Below are 24,399 nucleotides of genomic sequence, written 5' to 3'. Positions count from 1 at the left end.
CTTGGCCTTAAGCCCGGACATGCATTTTTCCTCACCTATGAAATAGGGTCGGCTGCAATCTTAATACCTTTGTTCTTTCCACATACGTCTCAGAAGGGCTACAAAGTCTTCAACGTAAGTATTCCGATCTGACGACAAAGCAAATGACTGTCTGACAATGTGTGCAGGACTCAAAAGCACAGGTTCTTTGCTTTGACCCGCACCGAAAGACTGCATTGAGTTTGGACTAGCCTGGTGTTCAGCAATAGTGCGCCAGCCAGCGGAGGAAGCTCCTGCTATGCTCACGGCGGGAACAACATGAGTAAGCCGTTGCGTATTATCTATCTCTGCCAGAAGCCATGAGGCGTAGTCAAAGCCCTTTAACAAGGTTTCGTGCACAGTTTCCTCGAGTATTACCGGCAAACCGCCTGATTGCATTGGCATGGACAGGATCAGAAGTATGTCCCCTGAGGGAGAAAGCTTGACCATGTTGTGCACGTCGCGATTTTGACTCTGGCTGATACATAATGAGTCGCTATCTAAGCTATCGTTAACTCCAGACTGTCTGTCGAAGATCGCTCTATGTCCCGATTTGGTTCCAAACAGTGCCTCCTGAGACATGGTGTCTATTAGTGCTTTAGAACCCATTTGAGCTGGACGAATGATTGTCGTATCAGGGCCTGCTGCTATGGAGATTTGAAGCCTGACTGAACTATGGAAATAGTTCTGGTTTTCCTTAGGCAAATTCGTGATAGCTCGCCTTTTCAATCCTTCCGGGTCAACTGGTGATTGTGCATGAGCAAGCTGTAACTGACTAATGGCCTTAATGGATTTCTCAAACAGATCCTCTGCGGAGTTGAACTCCTCCCGGAATAGTCCTTTTTCCCAGGTACTCACTTCATTTAGCAAATTTTCTTGTTCGGGGTCAGGATGAATATTTGCTTCAAGAAATATAATCAGTGGCTTAGTCGTGCGAGCTTCTATTACTTCTTCATGAGTAGCAGACAAACCTTTTTGCTGTGGTGCTCCGTAGCGAGAGCCGAGTATCAAGATTACAGCGTCTGCTTCTCTGACTCCTCTGAGGCAAGTGACTTGGGGAGAGTCAGAACGCGCACCGAAATCCTCGGCCATAATAGGCTTATGACCAAGAATTGAAATGGCTCGCTTAACTGCGATTCGATTTTCCTCAAAACCAGTAATCAATGAGCTGATGAAGATATTCATAGGCTTCCCTATTTATAAGGTTTAATGAAAAGTTTAAGGGATAAAGCAACTACAAGTTTAGTACAAAAAGAACGCTAAGAAATTTTACTTAAATGTAGTTATTATAAAAAGTTGTTAGATCGATAGAAAATTTTTTACCCTTGAAACATAAAACATAAAACATAAAACATAAAACATAAAACATAAAACATAAAACATAAAACATAAAACATAAAATATAAAATAGCATTTTAGATATGTTGGGATTTTAACCATCTAAAGATTAAAGAAAGGAATTATTAATTATCAAGGGTTTTAAACGTTTTCCCGGGTATTTTATGTGTGGCAGTAATAATATTACAGGGGTTGATATTTTAAATTATCAATTGTTACTTCAGTAAATAAAGTATTCTCTGCTAGGAAATGATCGCTCTTCTAATGATGAAGCCTTGCGATCAAAAAATAAAAAAACACAAAACAGGAGCATATATTATTAATGTGTGGTAAAAAATAAAGGGGGGCGCCATATGTTTTATTGATTAACATCAATGTCTTATGGTTTTCCTAGTTGCCTAATTTGGTTCACCCTACAAAAAATTTAAGTTAAGGAAGTGTCATATAGATAGACTTACCATTATAGGGAAGGAACCGATTATTTTTTGCAATCGGCGCAGTCGTTGAAGGCGTTACAACAACAGTCTATACTCCACTTTCAAGACATGTTCCGCCAGGAGTGCCAGTAGTTCCGGGTAGTAGTTTTGACATATATTAATCTTCAGAGGTTTTGTTTTAATCGTTAGCATGATTTTTTCTAACGCAGATTGACATTACCATTCTTAAAAACGCTGTTAACTCAGTTTGAGTTGATCAATTAAAAAATGATAGCTGGAGCGATTAATATTCTATAATTTGAGTTAAATAGAAATTGCAATTCACTCTGCTTTTTTAACTAAATTTAAAATTTAATTTTGTTTAAATCTTAAATGATAGTTGGCTATAATTTTCTTTTCTACAATGTCGCTTTTATGTCGCTTTTATGTCGCTTTTATGTCGCTTTTATATTTAATTTTTATCCTTACGGAATATGTTGCAGAGAGTATATTGTAATAGATAAAAATGTTTAAATATACTTAGGGATTTACTGTAGACTGAGCGTGCGCTATTAAAAAAAGCCCCGAAGGGCTTTTATGAGTTTAAATTTATAATTATCATTTTTTTGAAGATTTACTAGGCTTCAGATCTGGAGTATTTCCAGGAGTGTTTTTGTTATCACGCTGGCGCTGATCAGGTTTGCCAGTTGATTCAGCAATGCGTTTTGGTCCTGGTTTAAGTGACATGATTGGTATCCTATATGTTCGAGAGGGAAATCTCTCAAGAGTAGATATATACGTACTTGCAGGTGTTATCAAGTAGAATAACAAAATTATTTTTTCTATAGTAAAATAGTCATTATTAATAATTGAATATGTTCTTTATGAGAGGATTTATGGAATGGATTATTTGTGGGGTCATTTTATTGGCAGCTATAGGCGCGATTCTGAAACCAAGAAGATGTGATATCTGTGGAATATTGTTTAAAAGAAAATACTATACTTGGACAATTGAGGATCGTAAAAAACATTTATGTCCTAATTGCAACAATAAAATGAGCCGAAGAGTCAGTAACAAAAGATTTACCGACAGATTCGGATAATGAAATTATTATAGATGCTCTTTGCGGGTATTTATTTGCTATTTTCTGAATGTCAGGGTGGTATAGTATCAGGATTGTATGTCCAAAATTACTTGATAACCACCCTTAATTACTTTTCCAATTATGCACTCAGGCAGTAAAAGTTGTGCTAATTCTTTAAATGCCTTATTTAGCATCAACTCTATTTGTTTCTTGAAACTATAGTTATTCGATTATTCAAATTCTTCGATTATTTTTTGGTTATAATCTTCCAAATATTTCTGTAGTTCATTTCTGTCAATCAAACGTACTTTTGCTGATTCAGCAAGTTCTTTTGCCGAATTAGTGAAATATGAATTTGTAATAACCATTGCTTCGTCACATGAGTAAAATGCCTTAGCGGAGATAGCTTGTTGTACTGCTGAATTACCAACTGAGCCAGAATAGTTTTTTGCCTGAATAACAATATTTTTATCGAAACGTGTGACAAATAGATCTGCGCCTTGATCTTGAGTTTTCTTAGTTTCTTTAACATCGTATCCAAGAGTTTGAAATATCTTGACTAAAAAGTCTTCAAATTCAAAACCATTCATTGAATCAACTGAGTACATATTAACATATTTATCGGGATTGAAATGTTCAAGACGTATAGCCAATCTTTCTACCAGTATGTCAAAATATATAGTTTCACAGATTGATATATACTTTCTAACATTATCAATTGAGATCAATGGTGTGCCGGGAGTGCTTTGTGCGTTCTCATTGAATTCTAATGCAGAGAAGGCTATGTTATTGTTCCAGACAAAGTATAGAAATAATGATATATCAGATCTAAATGTTGTGCCGGCTTCTTCAATCCATGATTTTAAAGATTCTGTTAATGTAGGTTTGATATGTCTTTTGACCTCTTTCGCAAACCCGTTATATACAGCGTTAAATGATGTAGTAAGTAAAAGCTTGTCCAAAAGCATTGGCAGCTCTTCCAATTCATTAAAGCCCTTTCGAACAAGTACTTCACGGAATAATACAAAATCAGAATAAGTGCTTTTGTCTTCCGATAAATCACTTTCTGACCGCTTATCATGTGAAAATTTTGTCGTGTAGATGAAATTGGTGAAGTAAGGATCCTTAAATGTTGCATATTTATCTAAAACATTTTGCAGGAGACTATTGAGTTGGGATTGCTCTTTCTTTTTTCCGAATAAGTCTTTTATAATTCCTTTTGACTGATACTGAAATTCTGGATAAAAAGAGGGATTAAGAGGAATCATTTGTTCTGAGGTTGCAGGGGAAGGCGTTTTTGTGCCCCATGAATTCGTTGTAGTTGGTACTCCGCCAGAACACCAAGGACAAATAATTTCGAAAGATGTCTTGCTGCATGAGTAACACTGATAAATCATTAGGCTATTTCCTTTTGAAATTATTAAGCTTAGTCAGGATCGTTAGATCATAAAGTTGGGTTGCAATTTTTGTGGTTGAGTATGATAGTATATGCAAATAGTTTCAGACTTTTAAATGATATTAATCATTTACTGAATCATTTTCCAATCCTGATGAAAAGCTGTAGTTACCACTTGCTGACAGTTCAACATGCTTACCCCATCACGCCATCATATCTCTTCGTTGCTCCAGATATTGAGAATGATTGTATGCTCTCCTGACCTCATTGGTATCAATGTGAGCCAGTGCTGCTTCAATCACGTTAGGCTGAAACCCTTTCTCATTGAGAACAGTTGAGGCAATCGATCTCATACCATGCGCAACAAGGATATCCTTGAACCCCATGGGTTTTAGCGCCATGTTTGCCGTCTGACTGTTTATTGCTTCCTGTGGATTACGAAAACTTAGAAAAAGTGTGGTCTGTGTTTGCTGATAGGTTTCATAACTTCCAATACGGCAAGTGCCTGCTCAGACAATGGAACAATGTGCATACGTTTTATTTTCATGCGCCCGGCAGGAATGCGCCATTCCTTTGTCTCGAAGTTGATCTCATCCCAGCGTGTCACCGCCGCTTCTGCCGGTCGTGTCATTGTAAGGAGCTGCCATTCGATAAGACAGCGCGTCTGTCTGCCAATACTCGCAAATGTGAGATTCTTCATAAGCAGAGGTAGCTGTTCAGGTAAAAGGGCAGGGCGGTGTTTTACTTTTGGCTTATGGAATGTCTTACCGATTTTTGCCGCTGGATTTGAAGTAACTAAACCAGAGTTCAAAGCATAATCCATAACCTCATTAATACGCTGACTTAGCCTTTTAACAGTTTCGAGTCTTCCTGCTGCATAAGTTGGGCTAAGGGATCCAATGAACTGTTGGGCTGTAGTGCTGGAAATGGGTATGGAGCCAATATGTGGGAACACATATTTACTCATTGAACGCCAGATATCGTTAAGAGTGTGAGTTGTTAATCCTGCTGCCTCTTTGGTCTTAAATCACTCAGCTGCAACTTTTTCAAACGTACTTTACTCACACTCTTCTGACGGAGTTGCTCTGCCTTTTTGTGCTCTTGAGGGTCGACGTCTTTGCTGAGAAGAGCGCGGGCTGATTCACGATTTTGGCGGGCTTCAGAAAGCGAAACGGAAGGGTATGAACCAAAGCTGATCATGGCCCGTTTACGGGTGAAAGGTTTGTAATAACGAAACCGTCAGAGTTTTGAGCCTCTGAGAGTTACCTGCAGTTCCAGGCCGTCCCCGTCATAAAGAACCAATGCTCGTCCAGCAGCTTTGGCGTTCTTCACTTCGATATTGTTTAAGGGCTTGGTCTGTCTTGCCATAAGCAGTCTCCATTCTGTTCCTCGGAAGGCTTAGGCATATTAAAAGGCGGTCTTAGAAACGTATGCCCATAAGTATGCCTAAATCAGGTGGATTCCACTGTGTCAATTAGGATTTCACTAGACAACAGGAAAACAGCAGGTTGCAACAACCTGCTGTTTAAACTGTTTTTTATGGTTCTCTCTGGACTTCACCAGACAAAACATTGGGATAATTTGGTCGGCACGAGAGGATTTGAACCTCCGACCCCTGACACCCCATGACAGTGCGCTACCAGGCTGCGCTACGTGCCGAACGTGGAAAACCATACTACTGATTCCCCAGCCGATTGCAAGATGCGTCAGCGTTAACTGCCTCATATTTAATCAGTTTGCCGTGAAGCGCTTCTCTTCCGTCAGCACCTGCAGCAGCAGCGCCAGCTGCGGCTTATGATCCTTCAGCTCACGACCGCTGGCGTCCCACGCGGTATAACTGCCGCTGTTATTCAGCACCAGCGTCACCGATGGCGTGGTGATCACCAGTTTGCCATCTTCACTGCTGGCTACCCAATTATGGCTGCGCTGGGCGGCGAACAGATCTTCACCCTGCGAATAGCTGACCGGGCTGGTGCGCACGTGCAGCAGACGCTGCATGAGCGTTGTCATCACATCCTGTTGATCGGTCAGGCGATCGATAGTCTGCGCTGGCGTATTAGGCCAGTGCACCACCAGCGGGATCTGCAGCATCGCGCGGTTGCCCGGGTTATCGCTGTTATTAAAGGTCACCGCACGCTGAGCAGTGATCACCACCACCGTATTTTTCAGCAGGTCGCGCTGCTGCAGCGTGGTCAGTACCGCAGCGATCTGCTCATCCACGCTGCCCGCCTGGCGCAGATAGCTGCGCTGACGCGCCTTCGTGCTGTCGCCGCTGGCGCTTATCCCGTTCAGCGCGACCCAGGAGAACCACGGAGAGCGGCTGTTTTTCTGACCATTGAGCCAGTTCTGCCACTGCGTGACGGTCTGGCTGTTAGGCTGCGAGGTCGCTTCCGGCAGCGTATAGTCCGCCAGCAGCGCCTGCCGGTAGAGCGGCTGATTAAACCCATCAGAAGAGAACAGGCCAAACTGGTAGCCCTGCGCGTTCAGCGCGTTCAGCAGCGCCGACGGCGTGCGCGATGCCAGCACGCCATCCATATAGCTGGAAGAGATGCCGTAAAACAGGCCAAACACCCCTTTTTCAGGCTGCACCCCGGCGCTGTAGTGCCGGGTAAAGCGCACGTTCTCAGCGGCAAACTGCTTCAGCGACGGCAGTGCGCTGTCGAGCGTGGCGTTATTTACGCCATCGACCGTCAGCACCAGCAGGTTATGACCTGTTCCGCCGTCACGGAAGGTGATATCGCTTAACGGATACTGGACCGACAGCGCTTCAGGATCGCCCTGCTGCACCAGACGGCGCTGATACTCCTGCGCATCCAGCAGCCCGTGACGCTCCAGGAAGCGGCGCGCGGTCATCGGATAGGAGAGCGGCAGGTTGGCGCGCTGCATGGTGACAGGACGATAGAAATTGGCATCGGCCCAGATATAGAGCAGATGACTGGCAAAAAAGGCGCTGATAAATAGCGCGGCGAGCGGCTTGCCAAATGAGCGTCGGTTAAGACTGCGCAGCTTCTGCCAGCTCCAGGTGGCAAACAGCATCTCTACCAGAAAAATGCCCGGCACGCTGATAAACATCAGCTGCCAGTCACGCGCCATCTCGCTTTGATCGGGGTTAACCACCAGCTCCCAGACCACCGGATTAAGGTGCAGGTGGAAGCGGTTAAACACGGCGCCATCCACCATAATGAGCGTCAGCCCGGCGGTGGCAACAATCGCGGAGAGTACCCGCAGCAGACGCTGCGACATCACCACAAAGGTAAGCGGGAAAATAATCAGCAGATAGGCGGCAAAAACGATAAAGCTGAAATGGCCAATCCAGCTGGTAAAGGCGTAAATCCGGCCCGCCAGTGAGGAGGGCCAGTCAGCGACCAACAGGTAGCGGCTGCCGAGAGCCAGCGCAAACAGAATATTAAACAGCGCGAACCAGTGCCCCCAGCTAATCATCTGGGAGACTTTTTCACGGTAGCGCTGCCGGTTGGTTACCATATATAGGAGTCAGATCTGCAAATTAATGAGCGTTATCATCGCGCACGGAAGACTGCAACGCTTCCGCGAATGACCGGGCCAGGCTACGGCGCTGGGCTGGTGCGATGTCTGTGTTAATCAAATTGGTGACCATGTTTCCCAGAACCATCAGGGAAAGATCGAGAGGCGCTTTATCTTTTTCAAGAATCTGCGCCAGCTGTGCGAGAAGCTGCTCAACGCGCTCGTCGCTATAACGGGATGATTGTGGCATATCGTCGACTAATCAAGTGTGAAAAGGCGGTATAGTACCGTAACTATGCGATTTTTTCCGCACTTTTATCGCAAGCAAAGCGATCGGTTTGCGTACGCAGTTGAAAGCGACGGCGGGCAGTGATTGAATACGCGCCTGAGTTTAAAGGAGAGTCTATCATGAGTCTGGATATTGACCAGATTGCCCTGCATCAGTTAATCAAACGCGACGAGAATCAGCTGGAGCTGGTACTGCGGGATACGCTGCTGCCGGTAACGCAGGCGGTAAGCAGTATGGCCGAAGAGCTGCATCGCGTGTACAGCGCCAAAAGCAAAGCCTATGGCCTGTTCAATGAAGATAGCGAGCTGGCCGACGCGCTGCGCAACTGTCGTCGCGGGCAGGATGACTTCCTGGCGTTCAGCCGGGCTGCCACCGGACGCCTGCGCGATGAGCTGAGCAAATATCCGTTTGCTGACGGTGGCGTGGTGCTGTTTATGCACTACCGCTATCTGGCGGTAGAGTATCTGCTGGTTGCGGTGCTGAACAGCCAGTCGAGCATGCGCGTTAACGAACAGCTGGATATCAGCAGTACGCACTATCTCGATATCAATCACGCTGATATCGTCGCGCGTATCGATTTGACCGAGTGGGAAACCAGCCCGGAGTCAACGCGCTATCTGACTTTTCTGCGGGGTCGCGTCGGACGTAAAGTAGCTGACTTTTTCATGGATTTCCTCGGGGCCAGCGTCGGTCTCGACACCAAAGCGCAGAACCGCGGCCTGCTGCAGGCGGTCGATGATTACTGTGCTGAGTCAAATCTGGATAAGAACGAGCGGCAGAACTACCGTCAGCAGGTCTACAGCTACTGTAACGAACAGCTGCAGGCGGGAGAGGAGATTGCGCTGGACGATCTTTCGCAGGAGCTGCCACCGCTGGGTGAGAAAAGCTTTCAGGCGTTTACGCAGGAGCAGGGCTATGAGCTGGAGGAGCACTTTCCGGCCGACCGCAGCACGCTGCGCCAGCTGACAAAATTCTCCGGCAGCGGTGGCGGATTAACGCTTAATTTTGACGCACTGCTGCTTGGCGAGCGTATCTTCTGGGATCCGGCAACCGATACCCTGACCATCAAAGGCACGCCGCCCAACCTGCGCGATCAGCTACAGCGCCGCACCGGTGGGAAGTAAATTACAGGCATAAAAAAACGCCGCAGAGGCGGCGTTTTTTCCGATTTCGTCTGCGATTACGCGCGAACGAAGTCGATGTGGTGCAGTTTTGGCTTGAACGGGTGACGCTGAACAGCCTGAACTTTAACTTTCGTTTCTTTACCGTCAACAACCAGCGTCAGCACATCGGTGTAGAACTCAGGCTTAACCTGCATGTTCATCACGGCGTCGTGATCCAGTTCGATAGAAACTGCAGCTTCATTTCCGCCATAGATGATAGCCGGGAACTTGTTAGCTGTGCGCAGGCGGCGGCTCGCACCCTTACCCTGCTCTTTACGTACTTCTGCGTTGATAGTGAACATCATTATTTCTCTTCAATAATTCCTGCTACAGGCGACCCAGCAACAGGACGGTTATTCAAACGCTTGTGCGGATGCAAAAGCGGGCGGGATTATAGCCGGATCGGGGCAGGGGGGCAAATGATTCTGCCATCTAGCGCAGCTCATTGGCGCGGCGGAAGCGCCCCTGGTAATCAAACACTTTCTCCCGCACCTGCCAGAACTGTCCCCGGGCACGCGCCACCACAAAGTCAGGATGCCGCAGCAGCGGCTGCAGCGCGACCACGTCGGCCGCCTGCTGCCAGCCCAGCTCTACGCCAGGCGCGCGCTGGTGCGGGCGCATAAACAGCTGCTCAAATGCTTTTCGCTGCGCGGGCGTCTGCAGCCGGAAGCGTTCGCTGACGTCGCTGCCATCTTCATCGTAATAGGTCGCTTTCAGCCATTCGCCCTTGTCATCACGGCCATGCGCCAGCGTCATGCCGCTGCAGCGCAGCACCCGCGCATCTTTCAGCTTCAGCGCCGCTTTCAGCATATCATCGGGGTCGACCAGAATTTTGTCGCACTGCTGGCAGCGCCGTGCGGCGATATCATTTTCAGCGCCGCAGTCAGGGCAGCTTTTAAAGCGAAAGCGGAAATCGCACTGCTCACGACCGCCCTCATCATCCTCCAGGATACCCTGACAGCGACGACCAAAGTGCTCAATCACATGCCCGTCTTCGGTGGCTTTTCCCCAGAAGGTATTCGCAAAGCCGCAGGCAGGGCAGAACACCTGCACCGGCTGGTTGTCACTGGCGCCTTTTGGCGCACCCACTTCCGGCGTAAAGAGATCGTGCGGATTACCGGCGTAGTCGAGGATCAGGCAATCGCGTTTATCCGGGGCCAGGCGCAGTCCGCGTCCGACTATCTGCTGATAGAGGCTGACGGATTCAGTCGGGCGCAGAATCGCGATTAAATCCACGTGCGGTGCGTCGAAGCCGGTGGTCAGTACCGCCACGTTAACCAGAAACTTCAGCTGCTGCGCTTTGAACTGCTGAATTAGCCGGTCACGCTCTTTCACCGCGGTTTCTGCCGAGACCAGCGCGCTGTTCTCCGGCAGCAGCGCCAGAATTTCGCGCGCATGTTCAACCGTGGCGGCGAAGATCATTACGCCGCGCCGATCGTCGGCAAACTCAACGATCTGGCGGATAATCTGTGGCGTGACGCGCTGCTGCTGTTTCAGCTCACGGTTAAGATCCGCTTCGCTGAAGAGGCCGCTGTTCTGCGGCACCAGCCGGCTGAAGTCATACTGCACCACCGGCATATCAAGACGTTCCGGCGGCACCAGAAAACCGTGTTTGATCATGTAGCGTAGCGGCAGCTCGTAGATGCAGTCGCGAAACAGCGCTTTTTCATCGCCGCGTACCATGCCGTGATAGTGGAATTGATAGATCCAGCCTTTGCCCAGCCGGAACGGCGTGGCGGTCAGTCCCAGCAGGCGCAGCTGTGGATTATGCTGGCGCAGGTGGCTGAAGAGCTGCTGATACTGGCTCTCCTCATTGTCGCTGATGCGATGACACTCATCGACAATTACCAGTGAAAAGGCGCTGTCGAAGCGGTCAAGGTTGCGCGCCACGGACTGTACGCTGCCAAATACCACTTTGCCTTCGCTCTGCCTGCGCTGCAGCCCGGCCGCAAAAATATCCGCTTCCAGCCCGTAAGCCTGATACTTGCTGTGGTTCTGCTCGACCAGCTCTTTGACGTGCGCCAGCACCAGCACCCGGCCACGCGCCAGCCGCGCCAGTTCAGCAATGACCAGGCTCTTACCGGCACCGGTGGGCAGCACAATCATCGCCGGCGTGGTATGGCGCCGGAAGTGGGCAACGGTTGCATCAACCGCTTCCTGTTGATAGGGACGAAGTGTAAAGGCCATCAGCATAAACTTTTTTCTGGATCAGAGGCGTATTATGCCATGTAAGCGGATGAAACGCAGGATCGGCACTATTAGCAGGCAAAGCTTCAGGCTATACTGCCCGCACTTTTTTAACGGTTATCCTGGCCGACGTATTCTGCGCACAGGCACCGTTTCAGTTTTTCCCCCGCAGTAACAGGCAAAAGCGAATTCATGCGACTCGACAAATTCATATCTCAGCAACTGGAAGTTAGCCGTGCTATCGCTGGCCGCGAAATTCGCGCCAGAAAGATCACCATCAATGGCGAAATTGTGCGCGATACCGCGTACAAAGTGATGCCGGAAGATGATATTGCCTACGATGGCAACCCGCTGGTGGTACAGCAGGGGCCACGCTACTTTATGCTGAACAAGCCGCAGGGCTATGTCTGCTCCACAGACGATCCCGATCATCCCACTATCCTCTATTTTATTGAGGAGCCGTCAGCCTATAAGCTGCACGCCGCCGGCCGACTCGATATCGATACTACCGGTCTGGTGCTGCTGACGGATGATGGCCAGTGGTCGCATCGCATCACTTCACCACGTCACCATTTAGAAAAAACCTATCTGGTTGAGGTGGAAGCGCCGCTCGATCCGGCACTGGTGGAGACGTTTGCTGCCGGTATCCAGCTGCACAATGAGAAGACGCTGACCAGGCCAGCCCGACTGGAGATCCTCGATGAAAAAGCGGCGCGACTGACAATCGGCGAAGGGCGCTATCATCAGGTTAAGCGCATGTTTGCCGCGATGGGGAACCATGTGGTTGCGCTCCATCGTGAAAGTATCGGCTCGATTGTGCTGGATGAGGCGCTGGAAGAGGGGGAATATCGCGAACTGACCCCCGAAGAGGTTGACAGCATCGGTCTGCCAGACGAACTGAAACAGCACAAATAACGGAGTACAAGGTGCGCAAGGAGAAAAACTCCCCGGCAGGATTAGTGGTGATTCTGGGATTGCTGGCGATGCTGATGCCGCTCTCCATTGATATGTATCTGCCCGCTATGCCGCAGATTGCCCGCGAATTTGCCGTCTCCGCAGGCAGCGTGCAGATGACGCTGAACCTCTACATCCTGGGCTTCGCTATCGGGCAGCTGGTGTATGGTCCGCTGGCGGACAGCTATGGCCGCAAGCCGGTCATCGTGCTGGGTACGCTGATTTTCGCCTGTGCCGCCGCCGCCTGCGCACTCTCCGGCTCTATCGATCAGCTGATCCTGATGCGCTTTTTGCACGGTCTCTCTGCCGCTGCCGCCAGCGTGGTGATCAACGCCCTGATGCGCGACAGTTATTCAAAAGAGGACTTCTCGCGCATGATGTCCTTTGTGCTACTGATCACCACAATCGCGCCGCTGGTGGCCCCGGTGCTGGGCGGCTGGCTGCTGCTTATCTGGAGCTGGCACGCTATTTTCTGGGCGCTGGCGATTGCGGCACTGATCACGACCGTGCTGGTGGTGACACAGGTACGTGAGACCCTGAAGCCGGAGCAGCGTCAGCGCTTTCATCTGCGTACGATGCTGGGCAATTTTGTGGCGCTGGTACGGCATAAGCGGGTGTTCGGCTATATGCTGGCCAGCGGCTTCTCGTTTGCCGGCTTATTTGCGTTTCTCAACGCTGGTCCCTTTGTTTATATCGAGGTCAACCACGTATCGCCGCAGGATTTTGGCTACTACTTCGGCCTGAATATCATCTTTCTTTTTGTGATGACGCTGATTAACAGCCGCGCGGTGCGCCGTTTTGGTCCGCTGAAGATGTTTCGCCTGGGGCTGACCATTCAGTTTGCTATGGGCATCTGGCTGCTGATTGTCAGCGCGCTGCAGCTCGGCTTTCTGCCGCTGGTGCTGGGCGTGGCGATGTTTATCGGCTGCGTTTCTATTGTCTCCTCTAACGCCATGGCAATTGTACTCGATGAGTTTCCGCACATGGCGGGGACCGCCTCGTCGCTGGCAGGCACGCTGCGCTTTGGCGTCGGTGGTCTGGTGGGCGCGCTGCTGTCGCTGGTCAGTATGAACAGCGCATGGCCAATGGTAGCAACCATCGCGCTGTGCGCCACCCTTTCCATTATCCTGTTCAGCTACGCTGCCCGCCCACGTAAAACCACCTAATCCCGCAGGGGCCGCATTCATGCGGCCCTGGCGTATTCATGCGCGCCCGGCATATTTCCCCTCTCAGGCAAAAAAAGAGAACCATGCTCGCTAAACGCCAGCTATTCGTTATGCTTAATGTTTCCGTGATGTGAAAATTTTTAGACAAAAAAGTAACGCTAATGCGTATAAACTGGTTGTCTGCATCTGGCGATCGCGGTACACATAAGCTTAACTGCGAGAATGCTCGCAAATAACGTATTTTTTCTATGATTTTGTATTTAAAACGAGAAGGTCATCACTGACATCCGTTTTTTGATTTGAGGTGGGATTTCCGGCTGCGGGCACAGGGTTCAGGCCGGAAACAGGATTAACATCTTTGGGGAACACCATGCTGCAGCTCTCTGTTGTGCATCGTCTGCCACAGCTTTATCGCTGGTCTGCAGATCAGTTAGGCGAAATTGAACTTCTGGAAACCACCAGCGGCATTAACGATGAAGATCTGGTTGCGTTGAGATTACTGAGCCATGAAGGCACGCTGGCGCTGGATATTCTGCAGCAGCTGCGCGAAACGCTGGCGCAGATTCAGGTGGAGTGCAAAATTGCCCGTTGTGAAGGGCACCCCTGCCTGTTGATCCAGCGAATTAACGAAAGTGCTGCAAGCTGCTGCCTGAAAAATCAGGGCGTGGCCATTGCAGAAGATTTTAACGGACGCTGATCCCCGCCCCTCATTTGCTCATTTGCGCCGAGGCCAGCAGCTGGCGTGTATAAGCTGCCGCTGGCGCAGTGAACAGCACCGCGCTTTTTCCCTGTTCAACCACCTCTCCCTGCCGCAGAACCACCAGCTGATGACAGAGCGCGCGCACTACCTGCATATCATGGCTGATAAAAATATAGGTCAGCTGACGATCCGCCTGCAGGCGTCGCAGCAGCGTCAGGATCTGCTGCTGAACCGGACGATCCAGTGAGGAGGTCGGCTCATCAAGTATCAGCAGCTGTGGCTCAAGGATCAGCGCACGTGCAATCGCAATACGCTGCCGCTGCCCGCCGGAAAATGCTGCCGGATAGCGGCTGCGGCTGTCGGGATCGAGCCCGGTTTCCTGCATAACGGCAATAACGCGGGCATCCTGCTGCGCTGCGCTAAGCTCCGGCCGGTGTACCGCCAGACCTTCAGCAATAATCTGCTGCACCGTCATGCGCGGATTGAGCGAGGAGTGGGGATCCTGAAAAACGACCTGAATGCGCTGGCGCAGCGGCAGCAGCTCTCTGGCCGTCAGCTGATGCAGCGGCTGGCCGGCAAACCAGATCTCACCGCGTGCGGCGATAAGACGCAGCAGGGCCAGCCCCGTGCTGCTTTTGCCGGAGCCTGATTCACCTACCAGACCCAGGCTCTCGCCCTGATGCAGCGAAAAACTCAGCTGCTTAAGTATCTGCTTCTCCTCTGTTTTGCGCCTGAACCAGCCGCGTCGCAGCGGAAAACTTACCTGCAGATTGCGGACCTGAAGCAGCAGCGGTGTCGCTTTCAGCGGTACCGGTTCACCTGTGGGTTCAGCGGCAAGCAGTTCGCGCGTATAGGGGTGCCGGGGCTGCCGGAACAGCGCGGCGCAGCGATTCTGCTCCATCACGCGTCCGGCACGCATCACGGTAACGCTGTGTGCCAGCTGACGCACGATAGCGAGGTTATGGGTAATAAACAGCATGCCCATATTCAGCTCGCGCTGCAGTTCGCGCAGCAGCTGTAAAATCTGCTGCTGCACGGTCACATCCAGTGCCGTGGTGGGCTCATCGGCAATCAGCAGCTGCGGCTGCGTCAGCAGCGCCATGGCGATCATGACGCGCTGGCGCTCGCCTCCGGAGAGCTGATGAGGAAAATCGCGCAGGCGGCTCACCGGCTGCCGGATACCGACGCGATCGAGGCAGGCAACGATCTCGCCGCGTGCCGCTTCACGCCGCATGCCCCGGTGCAGCGCCAGCACTTCGTTCAGCTGTTTTTCAATCGTATGCAGCGGATTGAGCGACACCATCGGCTCCTGAAAAATCATCGCCATACGGTTGCCACGCAGGCCGCGCAGCGTGCGTTCGCTGGCCTGCAGCAGATCCTGACCCTGAAACAGAATTTCGCCCTGCGGATAACTTACCGCGGGCTGCGGCAGCAGGCGCATCACCGACTGAGCGGTCACGCTTTTCCCGCAGCCCGACTCTCCGACCAGCGCCAGCGTCTCGCCCGCCGCAAGGCGCAGTGAAACATCATGTACGACCCGCTGTTGCTGAAAAGCCACCGCAAGATGATTAATGGTTAACAGATCCACTCAGCCTCCCCGCGCCGGATCAAATGCATCGCGTACCGCCTCGCCGATAAAAATCAGCAGCGACAGCAGCAGCGCCAGCGCAATAAAACCGGACAGCCCGAGCCACGGTGCCTGCAGATTATTTTTGCCCTGCAGCAGCAGCTCGCCCAGTGAAGGCGCACCCACCGGCAAACCGAAACCGAGAAAATCGAGCGAGGTCAGGGTGGTAATGGCGCCGCACAAAATAAAGGGCAGATAGGTCAGGGTCGCTACCAGCGCATTGGGCAGAATGTGGCGCAGCATAATACGGCTGTCGCTGACGCCAAGCGCACGGGCGGCACGCACATAATCAAAATTACGCGTGCGCAGAAACTCGGCCCGCACCACGCCGGCCAGACTCATCCAGCCAAACAGCACCGTCAGCAGCAGCAGCCACCAGAAGCCAGGCTGGATCACGCTGGAAAGCAGGATCAGCATAAACAGCGTTGGCATGCCAGACCAGACTTCAATCAGCCGCTGGCCAGCTAAGTCGATGCGGCCGCCAAAATAGCCCTGTAGCGCCCCGGTAATAATACCGATAACGCTGGAGAAGAGCGTCAGCAGCAGGCCAAATAGCAGAGAGACGCGGGTGCCATAGAGCAGGCGCGCCAGCACATCGCCCCCGCTGGCATCGGTGCCCAGCCAGTTTTGCGCCGACGGAGGCGAAGGAAAGGGCGAACGGGTCGCAAAGTTGATTGTGCTGTCGCTAAAGCGAATCGGGGCCCAGAGTGCCCAGCCCTGCTGCGCAATCCGCTGCTGCAGCCACGGATCCTGATAGTCGGCGGCGGTAGCAAATACGCCGCCGTAATCCTGTTCACTGTAATCAACCAGCAGCGGCACATACCAGCGCTGCTGGTAGCGCACCAGCAGCGGTTTTTCATTCGCCAGCAGTTCAGCGGCCAGTGACAACAGGAAAATTAGCAGAAAAAGCCACAGCGACCAGTAACCCCGGCGGTTGTGACAGAAACGCTGCCAGCGCTGGCGATGCACCGCAGAGAGAGCCATCAGCGCGCCTCAAAATCGATGCGCGGATCGACCAGCGTGTAGGTTAAATCGCTCACAATATTCATCAGCAGGCCAATCAGCGTAAAGATGTAGAGCGTGCCAAACATCACCGGATAGTCACGCTGGATAGTGGCATCATAGCCCAGCAGCCCGAGGCCATTCAGAGAAAACATAACTTCGATTAGCACCGAACTGGTAAAAAACAGGCTGATGAACGTGGCCGGAAAGCCGGCGATCACCAGCAGCATGGCGTTACGAAACACGTGACCATAAAGGATACGTTTTTCATCCAGGCCTTTGGCGCGCGCGGTCATGACATACTGCTTGCGGATTTCATCCAGAAACGCATTTTTTGTCAGCATGGTAAGCGTGGCAAATCCGCCGATAACCGTGGCCAGCACCGGCAGCGCAATGTGCCAGAAGTAGTCGAGGGCTTTGCCATACCACGGCAGCGAGGCAAACTGCGGAGAGGTAAGACCGCGCAGCGGAAACCAGTCGAAATAGCTGCCGCCGGCAAACAGCACGATCAACATGATGGCAAAAATAAAGGCCGGAATAGCGTAGCCAATAATAATCAGCAGGCTGCTCAGGCCGTCGAAACGGCTGCCGTGATGCACCGCTTTCCGGATCCCGAGCGGAATGGAGACCAGATAGATAATCAGGGTGCTCCAGAGTCCCAGGCTGACAGAAACCGGCAGGCTCTCTTTGATCAGCTGCAGCACCGGGGCGCTGCGAAACAGGCTATCGCCAAAGTCAAAGCGCAGATAGTTCCACAGCATCTCGCCATAGCGCTGCAGCAGCGGCTTATCAAAGCCGTATCGCCGGGTGATCTCAGCAATCACTTCCGGATCGAGGCCGCGTGCACCGCGATACTGATTGTCACCCGGATTGTCGCGCAGCGACGCACCGCGCGCGCTGCTGTCGCTGCTGCCCGGCAGCCCGGTGGTATAGCCAAACTGAATAGTGGCCAGCGCCTGATCGACCGGGCCGCCAGGTGCTAACTGCACAATAAAAAAATTCAGCGTGATAATCGCCCAGAGGGTCGGGATCACCAGCAATACTCTGCGCAGCAGATAAGCACCCAAGCCAGCCTCCTTAACGTCGATCGGCCGGCAGCCGCCCGGCTTTATTGACATCGTACCACCAGTTTTCCAGCCCGGTTGCGAAAGCGGGCCGGACGGCGGGATAAGCATATTTATTCCAGTAAGCCAGGCGCTGCTCAGCGCTAAACCACATCGGTATCATATACGCCTGCCAGAGCAGAATGCGATCCAGCGCCTGACCCAGCGGCAGCAGCGCCTGCTCATCGCCCTGGTGCGCCACAATCTCTTTGATAAAGTGATCGACCACGGGATCTTTAACGCGCGCGCTGTTCCACGATGAGTCGATATACTCTGACTGCCAGTTCACGCGCAGGCTGGCAGCAGGCCACGGCGCAGCCGGATAGAGCGTCTGAATCATATCGTAGTCGCCTTCGCGCAGCCGGCGCAGAAACTGTGAGTTGTCGACCTGGCGCAGGGTGGCCGTGATGCCCAGCCGGGCCAGACTGTGCTGCCAGGGCAGCGCCCACTCATTCTGCGCGCCGCTGCGCAGCAGGATCTCAAACCGGAACGGTTCACCGCTCTGGCGATTGACCAGCTTCCGGTTGCGGATCTCCCAGCCCGCCTCTTCCAGCAGCTGCATCGCCCGCAGCAAATTAGCCCGGTTATAGCCGCTGCCATCCGAGCGCGGTGGCGTATAGATTTCACTGAAGAGGGCAGACGGCAGCTGCGCTTTCCACGGCGCCAGCAGCTGCAGCTGTGCCGCGTCGGGATAGCCGGCAGCCGCATATTCTGTGTTCTGAAAATAGCTGCCGGGGCGGCGCCACGCGTGGTAAAACAACGCCTTATTCATCCACTCAAAATCAAAGGCCAGCGTTAACGCCGCGCGTACCCGGCGATCGGCAAACAGCGTTTTTTGATTATTAAAGGCGAGCCAGCGGGTATCCGTAGCGGCGTCCTGAGGCGTGGTCAGTTTTACGATTGTCTGTTCTGCAAATGGCCCGCCCTTATACTGCGTCGCCCACTTTTTTCCCGACAGCTCTTCGCGCAAATCGTAAGCGCCCGCCCTGAAAGCTTCAAAAGCGACGTTGTCATCGAGATAGTAGTCGTAGCGCAGCGTATCCAGATTAAAGCGTCCGCGATTGACCGGCAGATCGGCGGCCCAGTAATCCTTTACCCGACTGTACTGCACAAACTGGCCCGCCTTATAGGCAGAGATCCGGTAGGATCCGCTGGAGAGCGGCGGGTAGCCAAGCGGCTCATTAAATTTGCGGCTCTGCCAGAACGCTTGCGGCAGCACGGGCAGCGTCAGCCAGCTCAGGATGCGATCTTTATCCGGTCGCGGTGGCGTGATGCGCACCGTAAGGCGATTGAGTGCGGTGACTTCCGTGCCGCGGAACGCGACGCGAAACTGCGGAACGCCTTCGCGCATCAGCTTCTGAAAAGTAAAGGCCACATCGCGGGCGGTGATAGGCGTGCCATCCTGAAAGCGGGCGTGTGGATTGAGGGTAACCTCCATCCAGCGGTAATCCTGAGGATAGCGTGCCACTTCAGCAATCAGCGGATAGTAGCTGGCGGGCTCATCATCTGAGGTAGTAAACAGCGAATCGTAGAGTGTCTCTGTGCCGGCGGCCGGATTTCCGCGTGAAGCAAAGCGGTTGAAGTTATCAAACGTACCGACCACCGCCAGCGTCATGCTGCCGCCTTTCGGGGCAGCGGGATCGGCATAAGCGTAGTGGGTAAAGTTGACCGCGTAGCGCGGCACCCCCAGCTTTGCAAACGCATAGCCTTCACGTACCGGCTCAGCGCGCAGCGGCGTCAGCACGCAGCAGAGCAGCAGAGTTATCAGACGCAGCATAAGTGAAATACTCTCCCGAATAGTCTGTGCTTCAGATCGGCCGGTAAGCGTGTTAAGCCACCTTACCCGAAACGCGGAAAGTTTTGATAGTAGCTGATCAACTTTTCCGGCCGCAGCGGCCGGCTGAACAGGTAGCCCTGCAAATGCGTCACGCCGCGGCTGACCAGCCAGCTGGCCTGTTCGTGCGTCTCCACGCCCTCCGCCACCGTTTTGAGATTGAGCTTCTTAGCCAGCAGCAGCACGGCGTCCAGCACCGGCGAGGTCAGCGTCTCGGTGCCGATACTCTGAACAAATCCCCGATCTATCTTCAGATAATCAAACGGATACTTTTCCAGATAGATCAGCGCGCTGTGTCCGGTGCCAAAATCATCGATGGCAATGCTGAACTGGTTAGCGCGCAGCCAGGCAAACACCTCTCCGGCGTTGGCTTCTTTCACCATGGTGCGCTCGGTGATCTCAAACACATAGCTGAAGTGGTCCGCAGGCATTGCGGCAATCCACGTCTGAACGTCGTGACGAAAGCTGTCGGCGGCAAGGTGCAGCGGGGAGAGGTTCAGGCTCAGACGCGTACCGCGCGGCAGCTGCTGGCTCAGGCTATGCGCATCGCGCGCGACCAGGCAAAACAGATGCCGGGTGAGCGGAATAATCAGGTTCTGCGCTTCGGCATAGCTGATGAACACATCGGGCGGGATCGTGCCCTCTATGGGATGCGCCCAGCGCAGCAGCGCTTCCACGCCGTAGGGTTGACCGTTATGCGCCATGATTAACGGCTGATATTCAACGTAGAACTGCCCGCGCCGGATTGCCAGCATGATCTCGCGCGCCGGGCGCTGGTGGCGGTTAAGCAGCACGCCGGTCAGACAGCCGATCATCAGCGCAAACAGGACGCCGGTCAGCAGCGTCATTTGATAGTCGCGCGTTGCCAGCGTGCTGCCATAGAGAACAAAGCGGATATCACTCTGCGGCAGCGTAAGGGCGGTCAGTCCGGCTGGCAGGTCGCGGCGCGGAATAGCGTGGCTGACGTCGCTCTTCAGCGCATTGTTGCCAATAACCAGCGCCATGCCGGTGATTTCAGGGTGATAAGAGGCGAGCAGCTGGTAGGGCGCAAGAGAGAGATTTACCGTTGTCAGGATGCCGCTCTCTGCGCCGCCGGGATACTTGAGCCACAGCGCCAGCGCCGGACGCGACGGCAGCAGCGGGGTGCCCGGCAGCAGCCGTATATCGCGATCGCTCTCCAGCTCGGTGGCGGGTGAAATCTCACTAACAGGCAGCCTGAAGGCGCCGGTGGCCGATGAGCACCAGGCGAGGCCGTCCCGCACCAGCAGAATCGCGCGGATATTATCTGCAAAGGCGGCACGCGAGGTGAGTTCACGGCTGACGCTGTTGCAATCCAGCATCGTATACTGCTGCAGCGGACGCAGCGTGTCGGTCAGCGTTGCGAGCATCTGCTGCAGGTCGTCCGCGCTGTGCTGCAGCAGCAGTTCATGCTGCTGCTGGCGTTTATGCCAGGTCAGCGTAAGCAGTATGGTGATAAAAAGAGTAAACGAAACCATGCCTGCCAGCGCACTCTTCCGGAACAGACGGCGCATGTGCGTAGCGTGCGGTTTCAGCGTCCGCGACAGTGGCATGGTGTCAATGTTCCTGATATTGCCATGTGAGTAAACCGTCTGAGGCTGCACCGGAGAGGCTGTGAGAATATAACGAGGATGCCAGGAAAGTCTTGTTATATTTCTGATTACCAACTGGATTTCAGCGGAGTAGATATCCGCAATAAAAAAACGCTGCCGGGGCAGCGTTTCTGTTTTCTCTGGCTGAGAGAATCATCGGAGAGAGGGGTTAGCTTTGATTTTTAGCCAGAACCCGTCGTGCTTCGCGGTAGCGCGTCTTCCAGTAGCTGTCATTGAGATTTGAAATCATGACGCCGCTGCTGGTAGAAGCGTGGACAAAGTTATCATTGCCCAGATAAATGCCGACGTGTCGCCCGGTTGAGCCGGCGCGGAACAGCACTAAATCACCCGGACGCAGTTTACCGCGTGAAATGCCTTTGCCCGTATCCTGCTGCTCATAGGTTGAGCGGGGCAGTTCCAGACCAAACTGGTCGCGAAAGGTGCGCTGAACAAAAGCAGAACAGTCGATGCCACGTTTGGTGTCACCGCCTAAGCGATAGCGAACACCTTTCCAGTCGCTGTACTGTTCCATGATGCGGGACTTGATGTCCACATTCTGCACCATTTGTTCAAATTCGTCCTGAGACGCCTGAAGTAAAAAACCATTGTGGTTGTTAACTTCATGATTCTCGTTTTTCGCATTCTGGCCATTATGGCTGCTGCTACATGCTGATAAAAGTGTTGCTAATGCTACCGCGGGAATGATCCGCCTGAGGTATCTCAGAATTGGTTGAGACTTGACCATTATACGTGTGTTCCTTCGATGTCCTTACGACAGAATGTCGCCAGCCAGATGACAAAACGGGTTGAGATTAATAAGTACAGCGGTCTAAGACAAATCCTTAATTACTAAAATGTGTTAATGCACACATTTTTCGCTCAGTTTGCCACCACATTTTATGCTGCACCAGGGTAATCGAGCTTGAGGTTAACTGATTACAGACCCCGTGGCGAGTGGTTTTATATAAATTTCTATAGGTTTTTTTGATGTAAATTAAAACATTCACTGAACGGCTACTTTATCACCAATCGGGCGTAATTAATGCGCAAATAAGCGGCGGCTTAAGCAGGTAATTCCGGCGTTAGCGCTGATTTTCAGCGGGTTCTGACTGGACAGGGGATAACAAGAGAAAATGTTAAGGCTTGTTTGCCATCATGTTTTCTTTTGATGGCAAACTGTTAGGTTGCTAATAGTTTTTTTAAACATTCAATAAGCGCAGGCGGGTCACTTTTTGCTCTCCGGTTACCTGCGCTAAACAATTACCCGCGTGGCTTATATTTGCCAGGCAGCGTGCGATATAGCCACGCCACCAGTTTGTCGCTGGCCGGCGTTAATAACCACCAGCTCAGTCCAACTAATATTACCGACAGCGAACCCACGGCAATATCGGTAAACCAGTGGGCGCCGGCCATTATGCGCGGCAGGGCAAACAGCACCACAATCAGCACGCCGGTTAAAAATGCCCGGAAGCCGAAATAGCGCCACATAAAGCAGGCAAAAATAATCAGCATCATGCCGTGGTCGCCAGGAAAACTGTCGCGCGAGGCATCCTTTGCCGGAATACCGGTGAGTTCACTGACGCGATGGACGTTATCAAAAAACAGCGTCGGGCTGGCGTGTTTCACCGGCAGCAGATGTCCCAGCTGGTTAAGTAAAACTGCCGTCAGCAGCATAGTTATCCCGATAGCCAGCATACGACGACGGCCTTCAGGCGTTTCGCGTCGCCAGAAGGCGAGGTAGAGCAGCCCCATCGCCAGCAGTGAAACCGCATCAAAACCGCGATAGTTGGTAATCGCCACCAGGACGGCAAATGCGTGGTGATCGACCATCAGATCGTTGAAGCTGAAAAAGATCCCTTTATCGATAGTGAACCAGAAACCGTGATTGGCTGGCAGATACCACGAGAGAAATAGCATCACACCCAGCGCATTAAGCAGCAGGATGGTGACAAGACGTGTTGCGCGCATAAAAAGTAACACCCAAAAAGTGAAATAACGGGCAAACCTATCGCAATTAATTTAAACGAATCTTCAACAGCGAGGTCTGCAGAGCATTCCAGTCGGCTGGCTGATGATGGATCAGTTCAATACGGCTGTCGGGAGGCGCGACCGGACGGGTTTCAATAAACAGATCGTCCCCCTGTCGGTTAACGTTCACCAGGCCATCTGGCGTACGCAGCACGCCTTTTACCCGATCGACCGGCGCACGTCGCGCCCATTCCAGCAGTGGAATGGTATCAAACTGCGTCTCTTCATCGAAAATCCAGCCACACGAAGCATAGCCCTGACCTTCATTTAACGCACGCCGCCAGCGCGCCTGACCCTCCAGTTTCAGCGCCGCCAGTCCCTGCGGGCGGGTGCTGTGAGCGTGGTGGAGTGCGTCCGGAACCGGGCGATCGTGTTGTGCGGGGTGTGTCAGCAGCGCCGGGTCTATTTTCCCCCAGGCTGTCTCTGTCAGCAGGCGATCGCCCAGATTGTCCCGCTGCCAGTCCGCCAGACGCTGGCGATCTTCCGGCTGCCAGCGATCGCTTTTACTGGCGACGATAATGTCAGCGGCAGTGAGCTGATCGCGAAAATTTTCGTTTGCGGCCACGCGCGCATCAGCAAGCTGACGCGGATCGAGCAGCGTCAGCGTCGCATCCACCGTTATCCATGGCTGATAGACGGCGGCGCGCAGCATATTAAGTAACTGTTTGGGATGGCCAAGGCCGGTGGGTTCGATAATCAGACGATCGGGTCTCGCCTGTTTCAGCAGCATATTAAGCCCGACCTGCAGCGGCAGACCGTTAACGCAGCACATGCAGCCGCCGGGGATCTCTTTTAGTTCAGCGCCGCGGTTGGCCAGCAGGGTGCCGTCTATACCGACTTCGCCAAACTCATTGACCAGAATAGCCCATTTTTCATCGGCCGGTTTATGCGCAAGCAGATGCAGCAGCGTGGTGGTTTTACCGCTGCCGAGAAAGCCGGTAATGAGGTTGACGCGCGTCATAGTTTCTCCCTATGGCCTGCTGCTGTCTGGCAGGCAGTG

The 24,399-nt window shown here is 52.4% G+C and carries 19 protein-coding genes, 1 tRNA gene and 1 pseudogene; 4 read left to right on the top strand and 17 right to left on the bottom strand.

Features of this window, described 5'->3' with window-relative positions; all coding sequences use genetic code 11:
- Nucleotides 1–60 precede the first annotated feature (60 nt).
- From C1Y41_RS08050 to C1Y41_RS08015, 7 genes and pseudogenes are all read right to left on the bottom strand, one after another.
- Nucleotides 61–1,203: a DUF4062 domain-containing protein gene (locus tag C1Y41_RS08050; protein WP_104085220.1), complete on the bottom strand. Its 1,143-nt coding sequence runs from the start codon at nucleotides 1,201–1,203 to the stop codon at nucleotides 61–63.
- Nucleotides 1,204–2,390: 1,187 nt separating this feature from the next.
- Entirely contained in the window at nucleotides 2,391–2,519 is a 129-nt protein-coding gene (locus tag C1Y41_RS20350) for a hypothetical protein (protein ID WP_004170291.1), read from the bottom strand.
- Between the two features lie 568 nt (nucleotides 2,520–3,087).
- Nucleotides 3,088–4,254, bottom strand: a complete 1,167-nt coding sequence (locus tag C1Y41_RS08040; RefSeq protein WP_104085218.1) for a restriction endonuclease — start codon at nucleotides 4,252–4,254, stop codon at nucleotides 3,088–3,090.
- Between the two features lie 202 nt (nucleotides 4,255–4,456).
- A pseudogene (locus tag C1Y41_RS20345) lies at nucleotides 4,457–5,621 on the bottom strand (integrase domain-containing protein).
- A gap of 214 nt (nucleotides 5,622–5,835) precedes the next feature.
- Nucleotides 5,836–5,912, bottom strand: a tRNA-Pro gene (locus C1Y41_RS08025).
- Nucleotides 5,913–5,984: 72 nt separating this feature from the next.
- Entirely contained in the window at nucleotides 5,985–7,736 is a 1,752-nt protein-coding gene (yejM, locus tag C1Y41_RS08020) for an LPS biosynthesis-modulating metalloenzyme YejM (RefSeq protein ID WP_071668047.1), read from the bottom strand.
- A 22-nt stretch (nucleotides 7,737–7,758) separates the two neighbouring features.
- The gene (locus tag C1Y41_RS08015) at nucleotides 7,759–7,986 is read right to left on the bottom strand and encodes a YejL family protein (protein WP_039385503.1); all 228 of its coding nucleotides are present in this window, start codon (nucleotides 7,984–7,986) and stop codon (nucleotides 7,759–7,761) included.
- 158 nt (nucleotides 7,987–8,144) lie between these two features.
- On the opposite strand from C1Y41_RS08015, the gene yejK reads away from it, so the two are divergent.
- Entirely contained in the window at nucleotides 8,145–9,149 is a 1,005-nt protein-coding gene (gene yejK / locus C1Y41_RS08010) for a nucleoid-associated protein YejK (RefSeq protein ID WP_039385500.1), read from the top strand.
- A gap of 56 nt (nucleotides 9,150–9,205) precedes the next feature.
- Here the strand turns inward: yejK and rplY are convergent, their stop codons facing one another.
- Nucleotides 9,206–9,490, bottom strand: a complete 285-nt coding sequence (gene rplY, locus C1Y41_RS08005; RefSeq protein ID WP_039386023.1) for a 50S ribosomal protein L25 — start codon at nucleotides 9,488–9,490, stop codon at nucleotides 9,206–9,208.
- A 130-nt stretch (nucleotides 9,491–9,620) separates the two neighbouring features.
- Nucleotides 9,621–11,375 carry a DEAD/DEAH box helicase gene (locus C1Y41_RS08000; protein WP_104085361.1) on the bottom strand — a complete coding sequence of 585 codons (1,755 nt, stop codon included), beginning with the start codon at nucleotides 11,373–11,375 and terminating at the stop codon, nucleotides 9,621–9,623.
- Between the two features lie 192 nt (nucleotides 11,376–11,567).
- Between C1Y41_RS08000 and rsuA the strand changes: the two genes are divergently transcribed.
- From rsuA to C1Y41_RS07985, 3 genes are all read left to right on the top strand, one after another.
- On the top strand, nucleotides 11,568–12,290 hold the full coding sequence (gene rsuA / locus C1Y41_RS07995) for a 16S rRNA pseudouridine(516) synthase RsuA (protein ID WP_039385498.1): 723 nt from the start codon (nucleotides 11,568–11,570) through the stop codon (nucleotides 12,288–12,290).
- Between the two features lie 11 nt (nucleotides 12,291–12,301).
- Complete coding sequence (locus C1Y41_RS07990; RefSeq protein WP_039385496.1) at nucleotides 12,302–13,495, top strand: Bcr/CflA family multidrug efflux MFS transporter; 1,194 nt, start codon at nucleotides 12,302–12,304, stop codon at nucleotides 13,493–13,495.
- 370 nt (nucleotides 13,496–13,865) lie between these two features.
- Nucleotides 13,866–14,192, top strand: a complete 327-nt coding sequence (locus C1Y41_RS07985; protein ID WP_071668046.1) for a hypothetical protein — start codon at nucleotides 13,866–13,868, stop codon at nucleotides 14,190–14,192.
- A gap of 10 nt (nucleotides 14,193–14,202) precedes the next feature.
- Here the strand turns inward: C1Y41_RS07985 and yejF are convergent, their stop codons facing one another.
- The 8 genes from yejF to C1Y41_RS07945 all read right to left on the bottom strand — a co-directional run bounded on the left by yejF (nucleotide 14,203) and on the right by C1Y41_RS07945 (nucleotide 24,360).
- Complete coding sequence (yejF, locus tag C1Y41_RS07980) at nucleotides 14,203–15,783, bottom strand: microcin C ABC transporter ATP-binding protein YejF (RefSeq protein WP_104085216.1); 1,581 nt, start codon at nucleotides 15,781–15,783, stop codon at nucleotides 14,203–14,205.
- Nucleotides 15,784–16,806, bottom strand: coding sequence for an ABC transporter permease (locus C1Y41_RS07975; RefSeq protein ID WP_104085215.1), 1,023 nt, complete (start codon nucleotides 16,804–16,806; stop codon nucleotides 15,784–15,786).
- Complete coding sequence (locus C1Y41_RS07970) at nucleotides 16,806–17,891, bottom strand: microcin C ABC transporter permease YejB (protein WP_071668043.1); 1,086 nt, start codon at nucleotides 17,889–17,891, stop codon at nucleotides 16,806–16,808. The genes C1Y41_RS07975 and C1Y41_RS07970 overlap by 1 nt, the downstream gene beginning before the upstream one ends.
- A gap of 10 nt (nucleotides 17,892–17,901) precedes the next feature.
- Nucleotides 17,902–19,704 (bottom strand): extracellular solute-binding protein, encoded by a 1,803-nt coding sequence (locus C1Y41_RS07965; protein WP_104085214.1) that lies wholly within the window; start codon nucleotides 19,702–19,704, stop codon nucleotides 17,902–17,904.
- Nucleotides 19,705–19,766: 62 nt separating this feature from the next.
- Nucleotides 19,767–21,332 (bottom strand): cyclic di-GMP phosphodiesterase, encoded by a 1,566-nt coding sequence (locus tag C1Y41_RS07960; protein WP_071668041.1) that lies wholly within the window; start codon nucleotides 21,330–21,332, stop codon nucleotides 19,767–19,769.
- A gap of 208 nt (nucleotides 21,333–21,540) precedes the next feature.
- Entirely contained in the window at nucleotides 21,541–22,116 is a 576-nt protein-coding gene (gene mepS / locus C1Y41_RS07955) for a bifunctional murein DD-endopeptidase/murein LD-carboxypeptidase (RefSeq protein ID WP_071668040.1), read from the bottom strand.
- 515 nt (nucleotides 22,117–22,631) lie between these two features.
- A complete protein-coding gene (locus C1Y41_RS07950) occupies nucleotides 22,632–23,339 on the bottom strand; it encodes a phosphatase PAP2 family protein (protein WP_071668039.1) in 708 nt (235 codons plus the stop codon).
- Nucleotides 23,340–23,385: 46 nt separating this feature from the next.
- A complete protein-coding gene (locus C1Y41_RS07945; protein WP_104085213.1) occupies nucleotides 23,386–24,360 on the bottom strand; it encodes a GTP-binding protein in 975 nt (324 codons plus the stop codon).
- Between the last annotated feature and the right edge of the window lie 39 nt (nucleotides 24,361–24,399).

Origin of the sequence: Pantoea sp. ICBG 1758 (assembly GCF_002928325.1) — a bacterium.
GTDB classification, from domain to species: domain Bacteria; phylum Pseudomonadota; class Gammaproteobacteria; order Enterobacterales; family Enterobacteriaceae; genus Pantoea; species Pantoea eucrina.
The sequence above is the reverse complement of the archived record's forward strand: the minus strand, read 5'-3'. Positions and strand labels throughout refer to the sequence as shown.